Source organism: Saccharothrix sp. HUAS TT1 (assembly GCF_040744945.1).
GTDB lineage: Bacteria > Actinomycetota > Actinomycetes > Mycobacteriales > Pseudonocardiaceae > Actinosynnema.
The window spans coordinates 4,275,121-4,296,441 of record NZ_CP160453.1 but is presented as its reverse complement, the minus strand read 5'-3'; the positions used below and the strand labels follow the sequence as shown (position 1 = coordinate 4,296,441).

15 protein-coding genes are annotated in these 21,321 nt (G+C 72.4%); 2 read left to right on the top strand and 13 right to left on the bottom strand.

Features of this window, described 5'->3' with window-relative positions:
• Positions 1 to 122 precede the first annotated feature (122 nt).
• The 5 genes from AB0F89_RS20900 to fabG all read right to left on the bottom strand — a co-directional run bounded on the left by AB0F89_RS20900 (position 123) and on the right by fabG (position 4,046).
• Positions 123 to 920 carry a hypothetical protein gene (locus AB0F89_RS20900; RefSeq protein WP_367127121.1) on the bottom strand — a complete coding sequence of 266 codons (798 nt, stop codon included), beginning with the start codon at positions 918 to 920 and terminating at the stop codon, positions 123 to 125.
• Positions 921 to 952: 32 nt separating this feature from the next.
• Positions 953 to 1,420: a YcxB family protein gene (locus AB0F89_RS20895; protein ID WP_367127120.1), complete on the bottom strand. Its 468-nt coding sequence runs from the start codon at positions 1,418 to 1,420 to the stop codon at positions 953 to 955.
• Positions 1,421 to 1,422: 2 nt separating this feature from the next.
• On the bottom strand, positions 1,423 to 2,451 hold the full coding sequence (locus AB0F89_RS20890; RefSeq protein WP_367127118.1) for a ferrochelatase: 1,029 nt from the start codon (positions 2,449 to 2,451) through the stop codon (positions 1,423 to 1,425).
• Between the two features lie 76 nt (positions 2,452 to 2,527).
• Entirely contained in the window at positions 2,528 to 3,295 is a 768-nt protein-coding gene (gene fabI, locus AB0F89_RS20885) for an enoyl-ACP reductase FabI (RefSeq protein WP_367127116.1), read from the bottom strand.
• A 46-nt stretch (positions 3,296 to 3,341) separates the two neighbouring features.
• Positions 3,342 to 4,046, bottom strand: coding sequence for a 3-oxoacyl-[acyl-carrier-protein] reductase (fabG, locus tag AB0F89_RS20880; RefSeq protein WP_367127114.1), 705 nt, complete (start codon positions 4,044 to 4,046; stop codon positions 3,342 to 3,344).
• Positions 4,047 to 4,137: 91 nt separating this feature from the next.
• Here fabG and AB0F89_RS20875 point away from each other — a divergent pair, with 91 nt between their 5' ends.
• The gene (locus AB0F89_RS20875; RefSeq protein ID WP_367127112.1) at positions 4,138 to 6,783 is read left to right on the top strand and encodes an FAD-binding and (Fe-S)-binding domain-containing protein; all 2,646 of its coding nucleotides are present in this window, start codon (positions 4,138 to 4,140) and stop codon (positions 6,781 to 6,783) included.
• Positions 6,784 to 6,881: 98 nt separating this feature from the next.
• Entirely contained in the window at positions 6,882 to 8,447 is a 1,566-nt protein-coding gene (locus AB0F89_RS20870; RefSeq protein WP_367127110.1) for an alanine/glycine:cation symporter family protein, read from the top strand.
• Between the two features lie 49 nt (positions 8,448 to 8,496).
• Here AB0F89_RS20870 and cutA read toward each other — a convergent pair whose 3' ends face one another.
• The 8 genes from cutA to AB0F89_RS20830 all read right to left on the bottom strand — a co-directional run bounded on the left by cutA (position 8,497) and on the right by AB0F89_RS20830 (position 21,235).
• A complete protein-coding gene (cutA, locus tag AB0F89_RS20865) occupies positions 8,497 to 8,817 on the bottom strand; it encodes a divalent-cation tolerance protein CutA (RefSeq protein ID WP_367127107.1) in 321 nt (106 codons plus the stop codon).
• Positions 8,814 to 10,769 carry a beta-galactosidase gene (locus tag AB0F89_RS20860; RefSeq protein ID WP_367127105.1) on the bottom strand — a complete coding sequence of 652 codons (1,956 nt, stop codon included), beginning with the start codon at positions 10,767 to 10,769 and terminating at the stop codon, positions 8,814 to 8,816. The genes cutA and AB0F89_RS20860 overlap by 4 nt, the downstream gene beginning before the upstream one ends.
• Positions 10,766 to 11,707, bottom strand: a complete 942-nt coding sequence (locus AB0F89_RS20855) for a carbohydrate ABC transporter permease (RefSeq protein ID WP_367127103.1) — start codon at positions 11,705 to 11,707, stop codon at positions 10,766 to 10,768. Before AB0F89_RS20855 ends, AB0F89_RS20860 begins: the two co-directional genes overlap by 4 nt.
• The gene (locus tag AB0F89_RS20850) at positions 11,704 to 12,678 is read right to left on the bottom strand and encodes an ABC transporter permease (RefSeq protein ID WP_367127100.1); all 975 of its coding nucleotides are present in this window, start codon (positions 12,676 to 12,678) and stop codon (positions 11,704 to 11,706) included. The genes AB0F89_RS20855 and AB0F89_RS20850 overlap by 4 nt, the downstream gene beginning before the upstream one ends.
• Positions 12,665 to 14,284, bottom strand: a complete 1,620-nt coding sequence (locus AB0F89_RS20845; RefSeq protein WP_367127097.1) for an extracellular solute-binding protein — start codon at positions 14,282 to 14,284, stop codon at positions 12,665 to 12,667. The genes AB0F89_RS20850 and AB0F89_RS20845 overlap by 14 nt, the downstream gene beginning before the upstream one ends.
• Positions 14,285 to 14,497: 213 nt before the next feature.
• Positions 14,498 to 15,493 carry a LacI family DNA-binding transcriptional regulator gene (locus AB0F89_RS20840; RefSeq protein WP_367127095.1) on the bottom strand — a complete coding sequence of 332 codons (996 nt, stop codon included), beginning with the start codon at positions 15,491 to 15,493 and terminating at the stop codon, positions 14,498 to 14,500.
• Between the two features lies 1 nt (position 15,494).
• On the bottom strand, positions 15,495 to 18,023 hold the full coding sequence (locus AB0F89_RS20835) for a beta-glucosidase (protein WP_367127094.1): 2,529 nt from the start codon (positions 18,021 to 18,023) through the stop codon (positions 15,495 to 15,497).
• A 272-nt stretch (positions 18,024 to 18,295) separates the two neighbouring features.
• Entirely contained in the window at positions 18,296 to 21,235 is a 2,940-nt protein-coding gene (locus AB0F89_RS20830; protein ID WP_367127092.1) for a glycoside hydrolase family 48 protein, read from the bottom strand.
• Between the last annotated feature and the right edge of the window lie 86 nt (positions 21,236 to 21,321).

Genomic DNA, 21,321 nt, shown 5'->3' with positions numbered 1-21,321 from the left:
TTGTGCGCAACATTTCGAGAGCAGTCCCGAGTCGAATATTCGACAACGAACTCCCCAACCGGGGAACCGAAGCACTTCGACGTTCGCCGAATGGTTGTCGAATATTCGACGGTCACCGCCGCCTAATGGCGGCCGGCCCCTTGATCCGAAAGGACTCGCACGGCTTCCTCCACCGCCGCGAGCCGGGCCAGCCGGACCGCCTCCGACAGCGGCCGCAACGCCTCGTCCCGCGCCCTGGTCGCGGTCGCCGAGATCGCGCCACCGGGCGCGTCCGACGCCGCCACGGCGAGGATCGCGGCCACCTCGGCGGCCCGCTGGAGCACGCGCAGCGAGCGGGACGGCATCCCGGCGGGCCACTCCAGCCCCGAGTGCTCCGCGGCCAGCGCGGCGATCTCGGCGCGCACGTTCGGCCGGTGCCGCGCCACGTCCAGCGTCACCAGCGCGGTGGCGGCCTCGCGCATCGCCGACGCCAGGCCGTGCTCGGCGTCGGCGATCGGCACGTGCTCGGCCGCGGGCGCGGTCGGCAGGTCGAACACCGTCCACCGCACCACGCCGTCGGCGACGAGCCTCGGCACCAGGCCCACGCCGACCTCGGGCAGCACGGCGGCCTCGCCCGCGCGCAGCGCCGACTTGCCGAGCGGACCGCTGCCGCCCAGGCCGCGGACGTCGCCGGGCACCGGGATCACCAGCCGGCCCGCGGTCGCGGACGCGCGGCGCAACGACGCCAGCAGCAGCGCGGGGCCGACCGGCGCCTCGTCGGGGCCGGGCAGGTCGAGCGCGGTCGCGGTGCCGTCGTCGTCGGCGACCACCTCGTGCAGCCCGGCCCAGAACCCCAAAGCGTCGAGGACGTCATCCGCCGCGGCCGCACCATGCAGCCAGGCTGACGTCCAGACGACCAACGTCGCACTCGCACAGGACACGCCTGCCGAGGGTACGCGGGACCTCCGACGGCTCAGGTCGCCGGGCCGACGTGTTCCACGAGCAGCGACCGGAACCGCGCGACCGCCTCGGCGTCGGCGAACGCCCGGTGCGGCACGGCGTACACCGCGGTCGTGCCGGTCCGCAGCACGAAGCCGCGCGCCGTCTCCACCCAGCCGGGCAGCTCGGCCCAGCTCAGCTCGCTGCGCGCCGCCTCGCCGACGGACATCCGCAGCGAGTGCGCGTCGGCGGTGCCGGTCACCGTCCTGGCCGCCAGCGGGTGGTTGTGGAAGTTCACCGCGGTGCCCACCGGGACGAGTGCGATGATGATCACAGCGAGCGCCAGCCCGAACACGCCCGCCCACGTCATGCCCATCAGCAGCACGACGACGCCGACCGCGCCGAGCGCCGCCGCGAACCACGGCGCCCAGCGGTACAGCGGCACCGCGATGCGCAGCGCGTCGCGCCAGTCGGCGGGCCGGGGCGACCAGCTGAAGTCCACGCTCACCGGGTCGGGGCCGGCCGCTTCGCCGGCTCGCAGCACAGGGTGGCGCAGAACTCGCCGTTCGCGGTGCAGCCGAGGGACCGGAAGTCGGACAGCTTGCGCACGGGCGCGCCCGCCAGGTGCTCGGCGACCAGCTCGGCCACCATCCGGGCGAACCGGGGGTCGTCGTTGGGCGTGGTCGCGCGGGCGAAGCCCATGCCCAGCTCGCGGGCGCGGTCGCGGGCCTCGGTGTCCAGGTCCCACACCACTTCCAGGTGATCGCTGACGAACCCGATCGGGCACACCACCACGTTCCGCACCCCTTCGGCGTGCAGGGCGTCGAGGTGGTCCACGACGTCCGGCTCCAGCCACGGGACCTGCGGCGGCCCGGACCGCGACTGCCACACCACGTCGTGCTCGGCCGCCCCGACGGCGGCGGCGACCAGCCGGGACGCCTCGGCGACCTGGCGGGAGTAGAGCCGGCCGCCGTCCTCGGGCGGCCCGGCCGCCCTGTCCGCCGACTCCGGCACCGAGTGCGCGGTGAACACCAGGCGGTGGTCCTCACCCGGCAGGGTGGCCGCGGCGGCGCGCACGGCGTCCGCGAACGACTCCACGAACAGCGGGTGGTCGAAGAACTGGCGCAGCTTGACCAGCTCGGGCGCGCCCTCGACGGCCGCGCGGGCGCGCCGGACGTCCTCGTCGTACTGCCGGCACGCGGAGTAGCCGCCGTAGGCGCTGGTCGGGAAGACGAGGGCGCGCTCGACGCCCGCGGCCTTCATCTCGGCCAGGGTGTCCTCGACCATCGGGTGCCAGTTGCGGTTGCCGAAGTAGACCGGCAGGTCGACCAGGCCGCGCACGGCCTCGATCGCGGCGCGGTTGAGCGCGTTGATCGGCGACACGCCGCCGAAGTGCTGGTAGTGCTGCTCGACCTCGTCCAACCGCTCGGGCGGGACACCCCGGCCGCGGGTCACGTTCTCCAGGAAGGGGCGGACGTCCTCGGGTCCTTCCGGTCCGCCGAAGGACAGCCAGAGCAGCGCGTCGTAACTCACCCGGACATCCTCGCGCCGCCGTGCCGGGGCCGCACAACCGGGTCGGCGTGATCGAGCGCACGCCGACCCGGACGGGCTACAGGCCCAGGAAGTGCACGCCACCGTCCACGAACACCATCGAGCCGGTGGTGGCGGGGAACCAGTCGGACAGCAGGCCGCACACCGACCGCGCGACCGGCGTCGGGTCGTTGACGTCCCAGCCGAGCGGGGCCTTCTCGCCCCACATGGCCTCCAGGTCGGCGAAGCCGGGGATCGACTTGGCGGCCATCGTGCGCACCGGGCCGGCCGACACCAGGTTGACCCGGACTCCCTGCGGGCCGAGGTCGCGGGCCAGGTAGCGGTTGATCGACTCGAACGCGGCCTTCGCCGCGCCCATCCAGTTGTAGGCGGGCCACGCCTGGCGGGCGTCGAAGTCGAGGCCGACCACCGACGCGCCGCGGCCCATCAGCGGCAGGGTGGCCTGCACGAGCGCCTTGTAGGAGTACGCCGAGACGTGCATGGCGGTGGCCACGTCCTCCCACGGCGCGTCCATGAACGGCGCGCCCAGGCACGACGGCGGCGCGTAGCCGATCGCGTGCACGACGCCGTCCAGGCCGTCCACGTGCTCGCGCACCCGGTCGGCCAACGTGTCCAGGTGCTCCTGGTTCTGCACGTCCAGCTCGACCACCGGCGCGGCCTGCGGGAGGCGCTTGGCGATCCGCTCCACGAGGCTCATCCGGCCGAAGCCGGTGAGCACGACCCGGGCGCCCTGCTCCTGGGCGACCCTGGCCACGTGGAAGGCGATCGACGCGTCCGTGATCACGCCGGTGATCAGCAGCCGCTTGCCTTCGAGCAGTCCCGTCACTGAAACCCGTCCTCCGAGAGTGTTGTGCTTGGTGCTGGTCTGGCGGTCAGTGGCCCATGCCGAGGCCGCCGTCGACCGGCAGCACCGCGCCGGTGATGTACGCGGCGGCGTCGGAGGCCAGGAAGGTGACGGCGGCGGCGATCTCGTCGGTCGTGCCGTAGCGGCCGGTGGGCACCTGGGCGAGGATCTGCTGCTTGCGGTCCTCGGGCAGCGCGTCGGTCATGTCCGTGGTGATGAAGCCGGGCGCGACGACGTTCGCGGTGATGTTGCGCGAGCCCAGCTCGCGGGCGATCGAGCGGGCGACGCCCACCAGGCCCGCCTTGCTGGCCGCGTAGTTGACCTGGCCCGCGCCGCCGGTGAGGCCGACCACGGAGGAGATGAACACGATCCGGCCGTAGCGCTTGCGCAGCATCCCCCTGGACGCGCGCTGCGCGACCCGGAACGCGCCGGTCAGGTTGGCGTCGAGGACCCGGGTGAACTGCTCGTCGGTCATCCGCAGCAGCAGGGTGTCGTCGGTGATGCCCGCGTTGGCCACGACCACCTCGACCGGCCCGTGCGCGGCCTCGACCTCGGTGAACGCCGCGTCGACCTCGGTCGAGCTGGTCACGTCGCACTTGACCCCGAGCAGGCCCTCGGGCGCGCCGGACCCGCGGTGCGTCACCGCGACCTTGTCGCCCTGCTCGGCGAACGCCCGCGCGATCGCCAGACCGATGCCCCGGTTGCCGCCGGTGACCAGAACGGACCTCGACACACTTGCTCCCGTCTCTGCTGGTTGATGCGCGGAGGCTATCTGCTACCCCCGAGTACGCCACCACTGGCCGGTGGTGGATCACAATCGGCTGGTGACCGGTTTCCTCGAACAGCTCCGGGCCGAAGTGGACGGCGACGTGCTCGCCGATCCCGGCGACCGCGCCCTCTACTCCGCGGACGCGTCGAACTACCGCCACGTGCCGCTGGTCGTGGTGCGACCGCGGTCGGTGGACGCGGTGGTGGCGGCGGTGGGGGTGGCGGCCGGGCACGGCGTGCCGATCACGAACCGCGGCGCGGGCACGTCGATCGCGGGCAACTCGGCGGGGCGCGGGCTGGTGGTCGACTTCTCCCGCTACCTCGACCGGGTGATCTCGGTGGACCCGGTCGAGCGGGTCGCGGTGGTGCAGCCGGGTGTGGTGCTGGACCGGCTCAACGACGCGGCCCGGCCGCACGGGCTGGTGTTCGGGCCGGACCCGTCCACCCACTCGCGCTGCACGCTCGGCGGCATGATCGGCAACGACGCGTGCGGCGCGCACTCCGTCGCGTGGGGCAAGACCAGCGACAACGTCCGCGCGCTCGACGTGCTGCTGGCGGACGGCAGGCGGTTCGACACCCGCACCCCCCCGCCGCTGGACCTGCCCGCGGTGGACCCGTCGTGGTTCCCGGCGCTGGACCGGCGGGTGTCCGGTTACCGGCTGGACGCGCTGCCGGACCTGACCAGGGCATTGGTCGGCTCCGAGGGCACGTGCGCGACGGTGCTGGGCGCGACCGTCGCGCTGGTGCAGGCGCCGCCGCGCCGGGTGCTGGCGGTGCTCGGCTTCGACGGCCCGTACGACGCCGCCGACCTGGCCCCCGAGCTGCGCGGGCTGGACGTGCTGACGGTCGAGGGCCTGGACCTGGAGCTGGCCCGCGCGGCGGGCGAGTCGCGGCTGCTGCTGCCGCCGGGGCAGAGCTGGCTGTTCGTGGAGGCGGCGGAGGACTCGGTCGCGCACCGGGCCGCCGCGCTCGCGCCGCACTCGGTGGTGGTGACCGACCCGGCTCGGCAGCGCGCGCTGTGGCGGGTGCGCGAGGACGGCGCGGGGCTGGCGACGCGGATGGCCGACGGCGGCGAGGCGTGGTCCGGGTGGGAGGACGCGGCCGTGCCGCCCGAGCGGCTGGGCGCGTACCTGCGCGAGTTCGACGCGCTGCTGGCCGGGCACGGCAGGCGCGGCGTCACCTACGGGCACTACGGCGAGGGCTGCCTGCACGTGCGGATCGACTTCGACTTCGGCCGCGGGCACCGGTCGTTCCTGGAGGACGCGGCGGACCTGGTGGTGGCGCACGGCGGCTCGCTGTCCGGCGAGCACGGCGACGGGCAGGCGCGGTCCGAGCTGCTGCCGCGGATGTACCCGCCGGCCGCGATGGCGGCGTTCGGGCGGTTCAAGGCGGCGTTCGACCCCGGCGACCTGATGAACCCCGGCCGGATCGTCGCGCCCGCCAGGCTGGACGACGACTTGCGCGTGCTGGTCGCTCCCCCGGTGATCCCGACCAGGGCGAAGCTGGCGCTGCGCGCCGACGGCGGCGACCTGGCGGCGGCGACGCGGCGGTGCGTCGGCGTCGGCAAGTGCCTGAACACCGCCGGCGGGGTGATGTGCCCGAGCTACCGGGTGACCCGGGAGGAGAAGCACTCCACCCGCGGCCGGGCGCGGCTGCTGTTCGAGATGCTGGGCGGGCAGGTGGTGCGCGGCGGGTGGCGCTCGACGGAGGTCCGGGACGCGCTGGACCTGTGCCTGGGCTGCAAGGGGTGCAAGCGGGACTGCCCGGTGGACGTCGACATGGCCACCTACAAGGCGGAGTTCCTGCACCACCACTACCGGCGGCGGGTGCGGCCCGCGGCGCACTACTCGATGGGCTGGCTGCCGCTGTGGTTGCGGCTGGGGCTGGTGAACGGGTTGAGCGCGCGGTTCGCGCGGTTCGGCGGGGTGGCGCCGGAACGGCCGCTGCCGACGCCGGTGCGGTCGTTCCAGTCCCGGTTCGGCGGTGGTGGCGGGGGCGGCGGTGACCGGGTGCTGCTGTTCCCGGACACGTTCACCAACCACTTCGAGCCGGGCGTGGGCCTGGACGCGGCGGCGGTGCTCGGCCACGTCGGGCAGCGCGTGGAGGCGCCGAGGTCGGCGGTGTGCTGCGGGTTGACCTGGTTCTCCACCGGTCAGCTCGGGGTCGCGCGGCGGGTGCTGCGGCGGACGGCGCGGCTGCTGCGGCCGTGGACGCGGGACGGCGTGCCGGTGGTGGGGCTGGAGCCGAGCTGCACGGCGTTCCTGCGCTCCGACGCGCTGGAGGTCGCGGGCGACGACCCGGACGTGGTGCGGCTGGCCGGGTCGGTGCGCACGTTCGCCGAGCACGTGTCGCCGCTGCTGGAGCCGGTGGCGGGCGACGAGCCGGCGGTGGTGCAGCCGCACTGCCACCAGTACGCCGAGGTGGGGCTGGCCGCCGACCGGGAGCTGCTGGCCAGGAGCGGGGTGCGGGCGTCCGTGCTGTCGGGGTGCTGCGGGCTGGCGGGCAACTTCGGCTTCGAGCGCGGGCACTACGACGTGTCCATGGCGGTCGGCGAGCAGACCCTGTTCCCCGCCGTGCGCGCCGCCGCCGAGGGCACGGCGGTCGTGGCGGACGGCTTCAGCTGCCGCACGCAGGTCCGGCACGGCTCCGCCGCCGAACCCGTGCACACCGCGACCCTGCTCCGGCGGAAGTTGGGCATTTAGAGCCGGCCGGTAGCCGACATCACCAATCGGACACAAACCTCAAGAAATGCTCAAGTGGACTTTGTGGGCGCCGGCGGCATGGGGTCAACTACGGCCCCATGACCACGAGTCACCCCCTGTCACCACCATCGACCGTGCTCGCCGCCGAGGGCGGCACGCTCGCCACGATCGAAGAAGCCATCAACACGGCGTTCACGCCGGTCTCCGAAGCCTTCTCGGGCTTCATCTTCGCCGAGGTCACCGTCTTCGGCGTGACCTTCCCCTGGATCGTCGGCTGGCTGGTGCTGGCCGCCACGATCTTCACCGCCTACTTCGGCGTCATCCAGTTCCGGGGCTTCGCCACGGCGATCCGGATCGTGCGCGGCAAGCACAGCAAGCCCGACGACCCCGGCGAGATCAGCCACTTCCAGGCGCTCAGCTCCGCCGTGTCCGGCACCGTCGGCCTGGGCAACATCGCCGGTGTCGGCGTCGCGGTGACCATCGGTGGCGCGGGCGCCACCTTCTGGATGATCCTCTGCGGCCTGCTCGGCATGTGCACGAAGTTCGTCGAGTGCACGCTCGGCGTGAAGTACCGGGACGTGCACGAGGACGGCACGGTGTCCGGTGGCCCGATGCACTACCTGCGCAAGGGCCTGGCCGAGCGGTTCCCCAACGCCACCGGGCGCGGCGTGGGCCGGGTGCTCGCCGCCGGCGCGGCCGTCATGATCCTGTTCTTCGGGATCGCGGGCGGCAACATGTTCCAGGCCAACCAGACGTTCGCCCAGCTCCGGTCGGTGACCGGCGGTGCGGACGGCTTCCTCGGCGGCGACGGCGCGGCGCTCGTGTTCGGCATCGTCCTGGCCCTGGTGGTCGGCGCCGTCATCATCGGCGGCATCAAGTCGATCGGCCGGGTCACCGGCAAGCTGGTGCCCTCGATGGCGATCATCTACATCACCGCGTGCCTCATCGTGATCCTGCTGAACGTCACCGCGATCCCCACCGCGATCGGCGAGATCGTCTCGGGCGCGTTCAGCGCCGACAGCGTCGCGGGAGGCGCTGTCGGCGCCCTGATCGTCGGGTTCCAGCGGGCCGCGTTCTCCAACGAGGCGGGCCTCGGCTCGGCGTCCATCGCGCACTCCGCGGTGAAGACCCGCCGCCCGGTCACCGAGGGCTACGTCGCCCTGCTCGAACCGTTCATCGACACGGTGGTCATCTGCACGATGACCGCGCTGACGATCGTGGTGGCCCAGACCCAGTTCTGGAAGGACGCCCAGGCGACGGTCGCGGCGGGCGGGCCGCGACCGGACGGCGTGACGGTCACGTCCGAGTCCTTCGGGACCGTGCTGCCGTGGTTCCCGTACGTGCTGACCGTCGCCGTGGTGCTGTTCGCGGTGTCCACGATCATCACGTGGAGCTACTACGGCGAGAAGGCGTGGACCTACCTGTTCGGCAAGAGCAAGGGCAGCGAGACCGCCTACCGCGTCGTGTTCTGCGCGTTCACCGTGGTCGGCTCGGTGCTCACGCTGGGCAGCGTGCTCGACTTCGCCGACGCGGTGCTGTTCGCGCTCGCGCTGTTCAACATCATCGGCCTGTACCTGCTCGCGCCGGTGGTGAAGCGGGAGCTGAAGGCGTTCCGGAAGTCGCTCGCCGAGGAGCGCGAGGAGCGGGACGCCGGGGTCCGGTGACCGCGCGGGTGGCGGCCCGCGGGGCGCGGGCCGCCACCCGTCGGGTCGCCTACCGGGTCTGCTCGGTGAGCCAGGCCAGGTAGTCGGTGTTGCCGCCGAGCACCGGCAGGGCCAGCACCTCGGGCACGTCGTAGGCGTGCCGCTCCTTGACGAACTCGGTCAGCTCGTCCACCCGGTCGTAGGCGGTCTTGATCCACAGCTGCCACTCGCGGTCGTCGCGCACCTCGCCCTCCCACCGGTACACGCTCCGGACGGGGCCGCCGACCTGGACGCACGCCGCCAGGCGGGCCTCGACGATCGCCCGCGCCAGCACGCCGGCCGCGTCCTCGCTGTCCGTGGTGGTGATGACCACGACGTGGTTGTCGCTCATCCCCCGGAGGTTAGCGGCGCGAGGGCCGCCACGCCGTACCTGGTCAGCGTCACCGACCCGGTGACCCCGACGCCGGTCAGCAGGTCGACGTGCGCGCCCGGCACGTCCAGCGACACGTCGGCGGCGCCGTGGTTGACCAGGAACAGCACGTCGCCCCGGCGCACCGCCTCGACCCCGCGCGGCGGGTCGAGCACCGGCCGCACACCGGCCTCCGCCACCACCCGGGCGAGCAGCCGCCTCATCGCGCCGGCCTCCGGCCGGGTGCCCACGTACCAGGCGACGCCCGCGCCGAACCGGTTGCGCAGCACCACCGGCACGCCGTCGACCAGCGACGCCACCACCTCGGCGCCCTCGGCGCGCAGGTCGTCGTACCAGAAGTCGGCGGTGAACCCGCCCAGCGACTCCGAGGCGCACGCCAGCACCTCGTCCGGCGCGAGCGGCACCACCTCCTCGACCCACAGGCCGAGCACGTCCCGGAACTGCGCGGGGTAGCCGCCGAGGAGCACGCGGTCGTGCTCGTCGACCACGCCGGAGAAGAAGCCCATCACCAGCGTGCCGCCACCCTCCACGAAGGACCGCAGCGGCCCCGGGTCGCGCACCAGGTACAGGTTCGGCGCGACCACCAGCCGGTACCGGGACAGGTCGGCCGACGGGTGCGCGAAGTCCACCGTCACGCCGAGGTCGAACAGCGGCTCGTAGAAGTCGCGCAGCCGGCCGAGCAGGTCGAAGTCGCCGGACGGGTGCGCGTCGAGCTGCACGGCCCACCAGCTCTCCCAGTCCAGCACCACGGCCACCGACGCGGGCACCGACCCGCCCTCGACCGGCGCCAGCGCCTTCAGGTCCGCCCCCAGCGCCGCCACCTCGCGGAACACCCGGCTGTCCGCGCCCGCGTGCGGCACCATCCCGGAGTGGTACTTCTCCGCGCCGCCGCGCGAGGCGCGCCACTGGAAGAAGCACACCGCGTCCGCGCCGCGCGCCACCGCCTGCACCGACTGCGCCCGCAGCTGCCCGGCGGGCTTGGGCGGGTTGCGCCGCCGCCAGCTCACCGCGCTCGCCGCCTGCTCCATCAGCACCCACGGGCCGCCCTTCAGCGACCGCATCAGGTCGAAGCTCAACGCGCTCATCACGTGCCCGGTCGGGTCGGCCGGGTCCGGGTACCAGTCGTGCGACACCACGTCCTCGTGCCGCGCCAGCTCCCAGTAGTCCACGGGCTGGTGCAGCCCCATGAAGTTCGTGGTCACCGGCACGCCCGGACTGACCCGCCGCAGCACGTCCCGCTCGGCCAGGAAGCACTCCAGCAGCGCGTCGGAGCAGAACCGGGCGAAGTCCAGCCGCTGCGCCGGGTTGATCACGTACGGCGCGCGGCGCGGAGGGATCACCTCGGCCCACTCGCCGTAGCGCTGGCTCCAGAACGCGGTGTGCCACGCGGTGTTCAGCTCGTCCAGCGAGCCGTACCGGTCGCGCAGCCACGCGCGGAAGTGCGCGGCCGTCACGTCGCAGTGGCACACCTGCCCCAGCTCGTTGCCGACGTGCCACAGCGCCAGCGCCGGGTGGTCGGCGTACCGCCGCGCCAGCTCGTCCACCAGCGACAGCGCGTGCTCCCGGTACACCGGCGAGGACGGGCAGAACTGGTTGCGCGAGCCGTACGACAGCCGGTGGCCGTCGAAGTCGACCGGCAGCGTCTCCGGGCGCCGGTGCCCGAGCCACGGCGGCGGCGACGCGGTCGGCGTGGCCAGGAAGACCTCGACGCCGCCCGCGTGCAGCAGGTCGAGCACCCGGTCCAGCCAGCCGAAGTCCCGCTCCCCCGGTCGCGGCTCGATCCGGGCCCAGGAGAACACGCCGACCGTCACGGTGTTCACGCCCGCCCGCCGCATCAGCTCGACGTCCTCGGCCCACACCTCCTCGGGCCACTGCTCCGGGTTGTAGTCGCCGCCGTAGCGCAGGCCCGTCATCCCTTGATCGCTCCCACGATCACTCCCTTGGTGAAGTGCTTCTGCACGAACGGGTAGACGACCAGCACCGGCACCACGGCGAGCACGATGACCGCCATCTTGATGGCGAGCGTGGCCACCGCGCCGCCGGTGCCCGCCAGCGTGGAGTCGACCGCGCTCGCGCCGGGGATCGGCTGGCCCTGCAGCACGTAGGCGCGCAGCACCATCTGCAACGGCCACTTGTCGTTGGAGTTGAGGTACAGGAAGGCGTTGAAGAACGCGTTCCAGTAGCCGACGCCGTAGAACAGCGCGATGACCGCGGTGACGCCCTTGGACAGCGGCAGCACGATCCGGGTCAGCACGCCGAACTCGCTCGCGCCGTCGATGCGGGCGCTGTCGATGATCTCCTGCGGCAGGTTCATGAAGAACGACCGCAGCACCACCAGGTTGAACGCCGCCACCGCGCCCGGCAGGATCAGCGCCGCGTAGGTGTCCAGCAGCCCCAGCGAGTTCACCAGCAGGTAGGTCGGGATCAGGCCCGGTCCGAACAGGAACGTCAGCAGCACCAGGAACAGCAGCGGCCGGTGCGCGAACGACCTCGGCCGGGACAGCCCGTAGGCCGCCAGCAGCGTCACGACCGTGCTGAACAGCGTGCCGACGACGGTGACGCCGGTGCTCACCAGCACGGACCTGGTCACCACGCCGCCGGACAGCAGCTCCTCGTAGGCGCCGAAGCTGATCCCGTCCGGCACGATCACCAGGCCGCCCGCGGCGGTGATCGCGGCGGCCGGCGACAGGCTCGTCACCAGCACCACCCACAGCGGGAACAGCACCGCCAGCAGCACCAGGCCGACCAGCACGCCCTTGGCGACCTGCCCGATCCGGGTGGGCTGCTCGTCCCACACCGGGCGCTGCCCCCGGCGCGCCGCCGGACCCCTGCGCGCGACTGCCGTCGTCATCGCGAGTACACCCCCTGCTCGCCGACCATGTGCGCCACCTTGTTCGCCGCCAGCACCAGCGCCAGGCCGACCAGGCCCTTGATCAGGCCCGCCGCGGCGGCGTAGGAGTAGTCGCTGTTCACCACGCCGGTGAAGTAGACGTAGGTGTCCAGCACTTCCGCCGCTTCGTGGCCGACCGCGTCGCGTTGCAGCAGGAACTGCTCGAAGCCGACGCTCAGCGCCTCGCCGAGGCGCAGGATCAGCAGCAGCACGATCACCGGGATCAGCGCGGGCAGCGTGACGTGCCACATCCGCCGCCACCGGCCCGCGCCGTCCACCGCCGCCGCCTCGTACAGGCTGGTGTCCACCGTGGACAGCGCGGCCAGGAACACGATCGCGCCCCAGCCCGCGTCCTTCCACACCGCCTGCGCGGTCACCAGCGCGATGAACAGGTCCGGGTCGGTCATGATGTCGAGCGCCGACGCGCCGTTGGCCCGCAACGCCTGGTTGAGCACGCCCGCGCCGCCCAGCATCTGCTGGAACAGCGTGATCACCAGCACCCACGAGAAGAAGTGCGGCAGGTAGACCACGCTCTGCACGAACATCCGCAGCCGGGCGCTCATCAGGCTGTGCACCAGCAGCGCCAGGCCGATCGGCACCGGGAAGTAGAACAGCAGCTGGAACCCGGTGATCACCAGCGTGTTGACCGTGGCGTCCCAGAAGTCGGGGTCGTCGACGATGCGGGCGAAGTTCGCCAGGCCCGACCAGGGGCTCTGCGCCATGCCGACGTAGGGCGAGTAGTCCTGGAACGCGACCACGTTGCCCAGCAGCGGCACGTAGTGGAACACCACGAGCAGCAGGATGGCGGGCGCGACCATGACCAGCAGCACCCAGTCGCGCCGCAGCCTGCGCCGCCAGCCCGCGCGCCGGCCGGCGGCTGCCGGCGCGCGGGACGTGGCGGGAGGCCGTTCGAGCAGGTCAGCGCCCGGCATCGGAGAGGGCCTTGTCGTAGAACGCGCGCAGCTCGTCGCCGCCGGCCTTGCGCCACTCCTCGGCGAGCCGGTCGACCTCCTCGACCGGCCGCCTGCCGCGCAGGATGTCGTTGGTCCGGTCCTCGAACTGCTTGGGCAGCTTGGTGTGCTCGGCGGGCTCCTCGATGCGCAGGCCGAACGTCACCGGCTGCACCTGGTGCTCGTAGGCGTCGACGTACCACGCGTGCTTGGCCTTGACGAAGTCCGGGTACTGGGCGTCGATGATGGTCTCCGGCGGCGCCGCCATGAACCCGTAGGTGAGCGTGACCTCCTTGCGGCCCAGCTCGTTGAGGCCCGGCGCGCCACTGGCGTCACGGGTGCTGTGCTCGCCCTCGACGCCGTAGTTGATCAGGTAGTGCTCCTTGGTGCCGACCGGCGCGGCGACGAAGTTGGTCAGCCGCAGCAGTTCCTTGATCCGGTCGGTCGAGAGGTCCTTGCGGAACAGCGTCACCATCGCCGTGGGAGCGGACACCACGTAGCGCGGCTCGCCGCCGTCGTGCGCGAACAGCGGGACGGCCTCCATGCCGAAGTCCGGGTTGGCCGGTCGCTGCCGCCGCACCGCCTCGCCCCAGCCGCCCATGCCGATCTGGTCGATCAGCATCTGGCCGCCCTCGAACAGCTCTTTGACCCCGGTGGTGTTGCCCGCCACGATGTCCGGGTGCACGAACCCCGCGTCGTACAGCGAGCGGGTGAACTTCACCGCCTCCTTGTACGCGTCGGTCTCGATCTTGTTGACGACCTTGCCGGACGGGTCGCGGCTCCAGTCGCCGGGGTCGCCGAAGACCCGCACCATCGAGCGGAAGACGTCGCCGAGGGCCCACCGGTTGGCGCCCGGGTCGTTGATCGCCTTGCAGAGCGCGAAGAACTCGTCGGAGGTCTTCGGCGCCTGCCCGCCCAGCCGCTCGACGATGTCCTTGCGGTAGAACAGCGCTTCGGGGAACAGCTCGCCGCGGAACGGGACGCCGTAGAGCCGGCCGCCGTAGACGCAGGCGTGCCACGTGTCGGTCGGGATGTTGGCCAGCAGCGGGTAGTCCTTGACCTTGTCGCCGCTGAGGAGGTCGGTCAGGTCGGCGAAGACCTGGCCCACGCCCTCGCTGAACCGCGGCGGGATGGTGAACGTCGGCATCACGGTCATCTCGGGCACCTGCTTGGCCGCCACCATCGCGCTGAGCTTGGCCAGGTAGTCCGTGCCCTGCACCTGCTCGAACTTGACCGTGCCGCCGATGCGCTGGTTCACCGCCTCCCAGTAGGAGTTCTCGCCCAGGCCAGGCGGGAGCGGCCAGAACGCGGGCGTCATCGCGGTGACCTCGCCACCGTCGAGGACCTTGTCCTTCACCCCGTCGACCAGGTTGGTGGGGAACTTCAGGTAACCGGGCACGGAGCCGTTCACACCGGGCAGGTCGGGCTTGACCAGCTCGACCGGGACGTAGGACGGCAGCACCTCGGCCAGCGCGTCCTCGCCCAGCGCGGAGCCGGCGTGCGGTGCGGCCGACTCGCCGCACCCCACCAGCAACGTGCCGCCGGCCACCGCCGTGAAGGTCAGGAAGCCTCTGCGGTTGAGATTCATCGGAAAACGCCCCTTATAGCGTAGGGAGGGTCGGGAGAGCTGTGCGCCTTCGCGCACGAAGAGGGGAGCGCGGCGAGCGCACGACCGGCTCGCGGTGGTCGGACGGGTCGGGGTCGCCGGCGATCCCGCGCAGCGCCATCGGTGTCCCCCTCCTGGATGTCGAAGCGCTTCGAAGCGACGCGCGGACCAGGCGCGCGGCGTGGAGCGCGGTGGTCAGCGGGTGCTCGCCCGTTCGGTCAGGCGGGGCTGCAGCAGCGTCAGCGGCGGCGTCGGGGTGCGGTCCAGCTTCGCCATCAGCAGCGCCACCGCGTGGTGGCCCAGCTGCTCGGCGGGCACCGCCACCGAGGTCAGCGGCGGCATCAGCCGCTCGGCCTGGTCGTCCGGGCAGATCGCGATCACCGCGACGTCGTCGGGCACCTTGCGGCCGAGCGAGCGCAGCACCTCGACCACGGACGGCAGCGCGGCCTCGTTGTGCACCACGAGGCCGGTGACCGCCGGGTGGCGTTCGAGCAGGCCGGTGATGGCCACCCGGACCGACTCGTGGTCGGTCTCGGTCGGCAGCGTGGTGGACGAGACGCCGCGGCGCATCGCCGCCGCGCTGAACCCGGCCATCGTCCGGTGCGCGAACCCGGTGTCGCGCTGGTAGACCGCGCGCGGCGCGCCGACCAGCGCCACGTAGGTGTGCCCGAGGTCGGCCAGGTGGTCCACGCAGCGCGAGCCCGCCTCGGCGAAGTCGAGGTCGACGCAGGTCAGCCCGGCCGCGTCGGCCGGGAAGCCGATGAGCACCGACGGCCGGTCCAGCTCGCGCAGCACCGGCACGCGCTCGTCGTGCATCTCCACGTCCATCACCAGCAGGCCGTCGACCTGGGCGCTGCCCGCCACCCGGCGCAGGCCCGCCGCGCCCTGGTCGGCGGTCACCAGCAGCACGTCGTGGTCGTGCCTGCGGGCCGCGTTGGCCACCGCGACGACGAACTGCATCAGCACCGGCATGTGCATGCCCTCGCGCATCGGCAGCACGAGCGCCAGCACGTTGGCCCGGTTGCTGGCCAGCGACCGGGCGCCCGCGTGCGGGTGGTAGCCCAGCGCCCGCACGCTCGCCTCGACCCTGGCCTTGGTGGCCGACGAGATCGAGCGCCGCCCGGTGAGCACGTACGACACGGTGCTGGGCGCGACCCCGGCGTGCCGCGCGACATCGGCGATGGTGACCACGTCAGCGCACCTCCCGCACCCGCGCGCCCGCCGCGGTCGCGGTGAGCACCAGCGTCGTGCCGTCGACCGAGATCCGGGTGTCCGGTGGCGCGGACCGCGCCCCCGGCGTCACGTCGTGGAACGCGATCCACGCGCCGGCCCGGGTGAACACCACCTCGTCGTCCACCAGCCGCACGCCGTCGCAGTCGTCGAAGTCCAGGGCGGGCAGCACGCCGGCGCGCGGCGCGATGCTCTCCCCCGGCACGTCCACCACCAGCCGGGACCGGACGTCCCGCGACGAGGAGCCCGCGCACAGCTCGTACCGCCCGGCCTCGACCACCCGGCGGCCCGTGGTGACGTCCCAGTGCCACAGCTGGTCGGTCCGCAGCTCGACGGTCACCGCCTCCCCCGGTTCGAGGCGCACCCGCTCGAACGACTGGAGCTTGCGCACCGGCTGGCGCACCCGCGAGTCCAGCGCCGACGAGTACAGCTGCACGACCTCCGCGCCCGCGACCGCGCCGGTGTTCGTCACCGACACCGAGGCCACGCCGTCGGCCCAGGTCAGCCCGGAGTACTCGAACGTGGTGTAGCCCAGCCCGTGGCCGAACGGGAACAGCGGGTCGCCGGTGAAGTAGAGGTAGGTGCTGCCCGCGCGGATGATGTCGTAGTCGAAGACGTCCGGCAGGTCGTCGTCGGAGCGGTACCAGGTCTGGGTGAGCCTGCCCGACGGCGAGTACGCGCCGAACAACGCCTCCGCCACCGCCCGGCCCTGCTCCTGCCCGCCGTGCGCGGTCCACACGATGGCGGGCAGGTGCTCCTCCTCGCCCTCCAGCGCGTACGGGTAGCTGCTCACCAGCACCAGCACGGTCCTCGGGTTCGCCTCCCGCACCGCCCGCACCAGGTCCAGCGACGGCAGCCGCAGCGTGGTGCGGTCCTGGGTCTCGCGGCCGTTGATGTGCGGGTCGTTGCCCAGCACCAGCACGACCGCGTCCGCCCGGGCCGCCGCCTCGACCGCCGCCGCGATCCCGTCCACCACGCGTTCGACCTCGAACGGCCCGGTGTCGTTCCCGGACACCTTGTTGCGCAGCACCACCCCGCCGTCGGTGAGCCGCGGCTCGAACAGCTCCCGCACGTCCCAGCCGCCGGGCATCGTCGCGGTGGCGACCAGCGAGCCGTCCTCGGCGACGCCTAGGTAGCGGCGCGACCCCACGTCCCGCAGCGTCCACACGCCGTCGCCCCAGTCGAACAGGTCGAACAGCGCCCGCTCGCCCAGGCCCACCACACCGCCACGGACCCCGAGGTAGCGCCCGTCCGCCGCGCGCAGCGCGATCCGGTCGACGCCCTCGACGCAGGTCACCGGGGCGAACTCCGCCAGTCCTCTTCGGACGGTCACCTGGTACGGCAGGGTGCCGCTGTACCAGTCCTCGAACAGGACGTCCGCGTGCGTGCCGATGACGGCGAGGCCCGTGCCGCGCTCCAGCGGCAGCAGGGACTCGTTGCGCAGCAGCACGACCGCCTGCCGCGCGGCCTCCAGCGCCAGCTCGCCGTGCGCGCCGATGACGTCGGACGTGATCGCCGCGAAGGGGTTGCCCTCCGGCGGGTCGAACTCGCCGAGCCGGAACCGCAGCGCGAGCACCCGGCCGACGGCCCGGTCCACCGCGGCCCGGTCCAGCAGCCCGTCCTTGATCGCCGTGGTGACGCTCTCGACCGTCAGCGACGGGTCGGCGTCCTGGTCGGTGAAGCTGTCCAGGCCCGCGGCGATCAGCGCGGCGTGGCCCTCGGCCTGGGTCGGCAGGTACGCCTGCAACCCCGCCACGTTCGACGGCGCGTACGCGTCGCTGACCACCGCGAGGCCGTCCGGCGCCCACGTCCGCAACTCCTGCTCCAGCAACGGGCTCAGGTGCGCGGGGCGGCCGTTGACCAGGTTGTACGACGGCATCACGGCCACCGCCGCGCCCGCCTCGACCGGACCGCGGAAGCACGGCAGCTCGTACTCGTGCAGCACCCGCGGCCGCAGGTCCGACGACGTGACGCAGCGGTCGTCCTCGTTGTTGTAGCCCAGGAAGTGCTTCAACGTCGGCGCGGTGCGCAGGTAGCGCGGGTGGTCGCCGCGCAGGCCGCTCGCGTACGCCGTGCCCATCGCCGCGGTCAGCGTCGGGTCCTCGGAGTAGCCCTCCTCGTTGCGGCCCCAGCGCGGGTCGCGCAGCGGGTTCACCACCGGCGCCCACACGTTGAGCCCGTGCTGGACCGGGTCCCGGTGGTGGAAGCCGCGCGCCTCGACGCCGACGGCCTCGCCGACGCGGCGCACGAGCCCGGTGTCCCACGAGGACGCCAGCCCGATCGCCTGCGGGAAGACCGTGGCCACGCCCAGCCACGCCACCCCGTGCAGCGCCTCCATGCCGGTGTGGAACGCCGCGAGCCCCAGCCTCGGCACGGCGGGCTGGTGCTGGTGCAGCAGCGCCACCTTCTCCTCGTCGCTCAGCCGGTCGAGCAGGTCGGTCACCCTGTCCTCGACCGGCAGACCCGGATCGCGGAACGGCAGCGGGTCCACGGCACACCTCTCGTGGTCGTCGAATTGTTCGAAGGTGCAGCTCACCGAGTCGAATCGTTTCGATCGCTGCGCGAAAACATCGCCGACCTGGGTCAGCGGGGCGGGGTGCCAGAAATGTGGCACAGCTCTCTCACCCGCGTCAACACCGAAGTTTCAGAGTTGTTTCATCCGCGACGTAATCGTCGAAATGATTCGACTGTCGAGACGTTCCGCGACACGCCGAACACCCCCCTCACCACGTCGTGAGGGGGGTGCCGGCGACCTTCGCGGGTCTACCCGAACAGCTCCACGTGCAGCTGGAACGCCGTAGCGATCTCAGCCTGCGCCCAGAACCGGTGGTAGGTGAAGGTCGGCGCGGGGCCGCCGTCCAGGTACGCCTGGACCTTCGGCCAGTCCGGGTCCTGCTTGAACATCGAGCGGATGTCCACGAAGGACACACCCGGCTTGATCTGGTCGCCGTTGGGCATGTCGCCCGACCAGCCGGACGGAACGTACGGACCCTCGCGCGTCGACGTGTTGTACGTGTCGTCGAAGCGGTTGTAGTCCTTGCGCTCCTCGGGGATCGCGATGCCCTTGTCGGTCTTGTGCGCCAGCAGCGCCGTCAGCAGGCCCTCACCGACGGTCTTCGCCTGGGCGTTGCCCGACTCGGCCGCGTAGTTGAGGAGCGTCTTGGCGTAGGACGCGGCGATGCCGACGTCCTGGCTGAAGTTGAGCACTCGGACGCGCAGGTTCGCGTTGGCGCCGGGGTTGGTGGCGTTCCAGTTGTCCGGCGCGCCGGTCCACTCCAGGTCGGACGGGATCTGGAACGCCCCGCCCGTGCCGACGGTGGTGTTCGCGATGGCCCAGGGGACCCACTTGTCGAGGATCTTCTTGGCCGCCGCGTTGCCCGTCATCTCGTACAGGGCGGCGGTGCGCTCCATCTGCCACGCCTGGAAGCCGAACCAGCGGTTCGACGGCGGGTCGCGCCACACCGGGTGGGCGTCGTAGAACATGCCGTAGAAGGTCGGCGTGCCGGCCGGCGGCTGGCTGTACGAGCCTTCCCACGTGTTCGTGACACCACCGGCGATGCCGCCGTCGGCCGACTGCAGCCACTGCAGCATCTCCAGCTGGCGGGTCATCGACGTGGCCCAGTCCTGCTGGCCGGTCGCCGACTTCGGCTTCAGGGCCGGCACGTTCGCCAGCGCGTACGCCGCGAGCGGGTTCTGGTAGCCCTGGTGCGAAGCGCCCGAGCCGATGCGCCACGCCCAACCGGCGGACGTGTCGGTCGCGCCACCCCACGCGTAGTACCAGGACATCAGGTAGTGCGCGCTGTCCTTGCCGGTGCCACCGGGGCAGGTGGTCGGGCTGGTGCAGTTGCCGATCCTCTTGAAGTACTTGTCGAACATGGCGTAGCGGAGGTAGTCGCCCATCTTCGCCGCCTTGGCGACCTCCGGGGCGATCTCGGCGGCCTTGCCCTGCTCGGTCGCCCACTCCTGGGCCAGCAGCGCCACCTGCACCGCACGCGCGTCGGCGTCCGGGGCGTTGGTGTACTTGTACTGCTTGGCGTAGCTGGCGTCCTTGGTGAACAGGTCGAGGAAGCCGTTGGGGCCACCGTGCGCGAAGGTGTCGCAGGACGGCTGCGGGATGGTCTCCCACACCGACTCCGACGAACCGCGCTGGTAGGTGTTGATGTACGCGGGCAGCGCGTCGGACTCGTCGCCGCACCGGCCGAAGCCGTAGGTGTTGTCGACGTCGAGCAGCCAGTGCATGCCGTAGATGTCGTCGGTGCCGTACGCCGCCTTCAGCTCGGCCGCGATCGGGTCGCGACCCACCGGCGCGTTGGAGTCGAGCTGCGACGGGTACTGGTCCATCCGCGGGTGCTCGGGGGCGTAGGTCGCGGGCTTGGACGCGTCGTACTTGTTGTTGGTCGGCTGGTCCGCGGTGGCCGGGATGATGTACTTCTCCATCGAGGCCCAGGACTTCTTGAACGACGACCAGTCACCCGTGATCCGGGCGTAGCTCGCTTCGAGCCACAGGTAGTAGCTGAACGCCTCGGACGTGGTCTGGTGACCGTGGTCCGGCGCCTCCACCATCAGCGTCTCGATCGAGTGGTACGGCACCTTCAGCCCGTCGGAGAAGGTGCGGAAGTAGCCGCTCGCCGGGTCGTGGATCTTGGCGTACTGGTCGAGGAACGCCTGCTCGAACGTCGAGGTGTCGGCGCTGACCTCCTTGACCTCGACCGAGGCGCCGGTGGCGCCGGTGGCGCTGGCGGTGAACGTGGCCGTGGCCAGCGTGCCGCCGTTGGCCGCCGAGGTGACCGTGACGTTCTGCTTGGTCGCCCAGTTGGCGGTGGTGAACGTCAGCGACGTCGGAGCGGCCGTGAGGTCGGTGCTGCCGGCCGAGCGGGCGACGGCGACCGTCACCGACGAGGTGGGCGCGGTGGCCAGCGACACGCCGAAGGTGCCGGTGCCGCCCTGCCGCACGCTCAGCGACGGCGGGCTCACCTGGATCGCCTGGCCCGCGATGACGCGGATGCTGGCGATGCTGGAGTTGCCGATGCCGCCCTTGTCGTCGGTGGCGCGGGCCACGATCGCGTGCTCACCCACGGTCGCGCCGGTCCACGAACCCGTGTACGGGGCGCTCGTGTCGGTCGCGACGACCACGCCGTCGGCCAGGAATTCGACCTTGGAGACGGTGCCGTCGGTGTCGGCGGCGGAGGCCGCCAGCGCGATCGCCTGGCCGGACTGGAACGCCTGCCCGGTCGTCGGCGAGGTCAGCGACGCGGTGGGGTTGGCGTTGACGTTCGGCCCCGTGCACCGCGTGCCGTTGAGCGCGAAGTCCGTCGGCGGCCGGTTCTGGCCGGTCCACGAGCCGTTGAAGCCCGGGGTGACGGTGGCGCCGGTGCCCAGGTTGGGCGACCAGCTCGGCGCCGACACGGTGACCCCGGTGCCGCTCTGCGAGAACGTGCCGTTCCAGCCCTGCTGGACCCGCTGGCCGTCCGGGAAGGTCCACGTGAGGCGCCAGTTGTTCACCGCGTCGCCCTCGTTGCGGACGGACACGTTGGCGCCGAAGCCGCCCTGCCACTGGTTGGTGACCTGGTAGTTGACCGTACACGCGACGGCCGCGTTCGCCACCGGCGCGACGAACGGCATAACACCCGCGGCGGTCGCCGCCGCGGCTATCAGCGCGAGCGGGCCGGTGCGCAACCGTCCCGCTCTGGTGCGGTACCTCATGCGTCCTCCTCCTGCACGGATCAGCCATTGACCCGCGAGCTTGGGGCGTGGCGGCGGTGGTGGAGTCGGCACGGGACGCCCGGGCG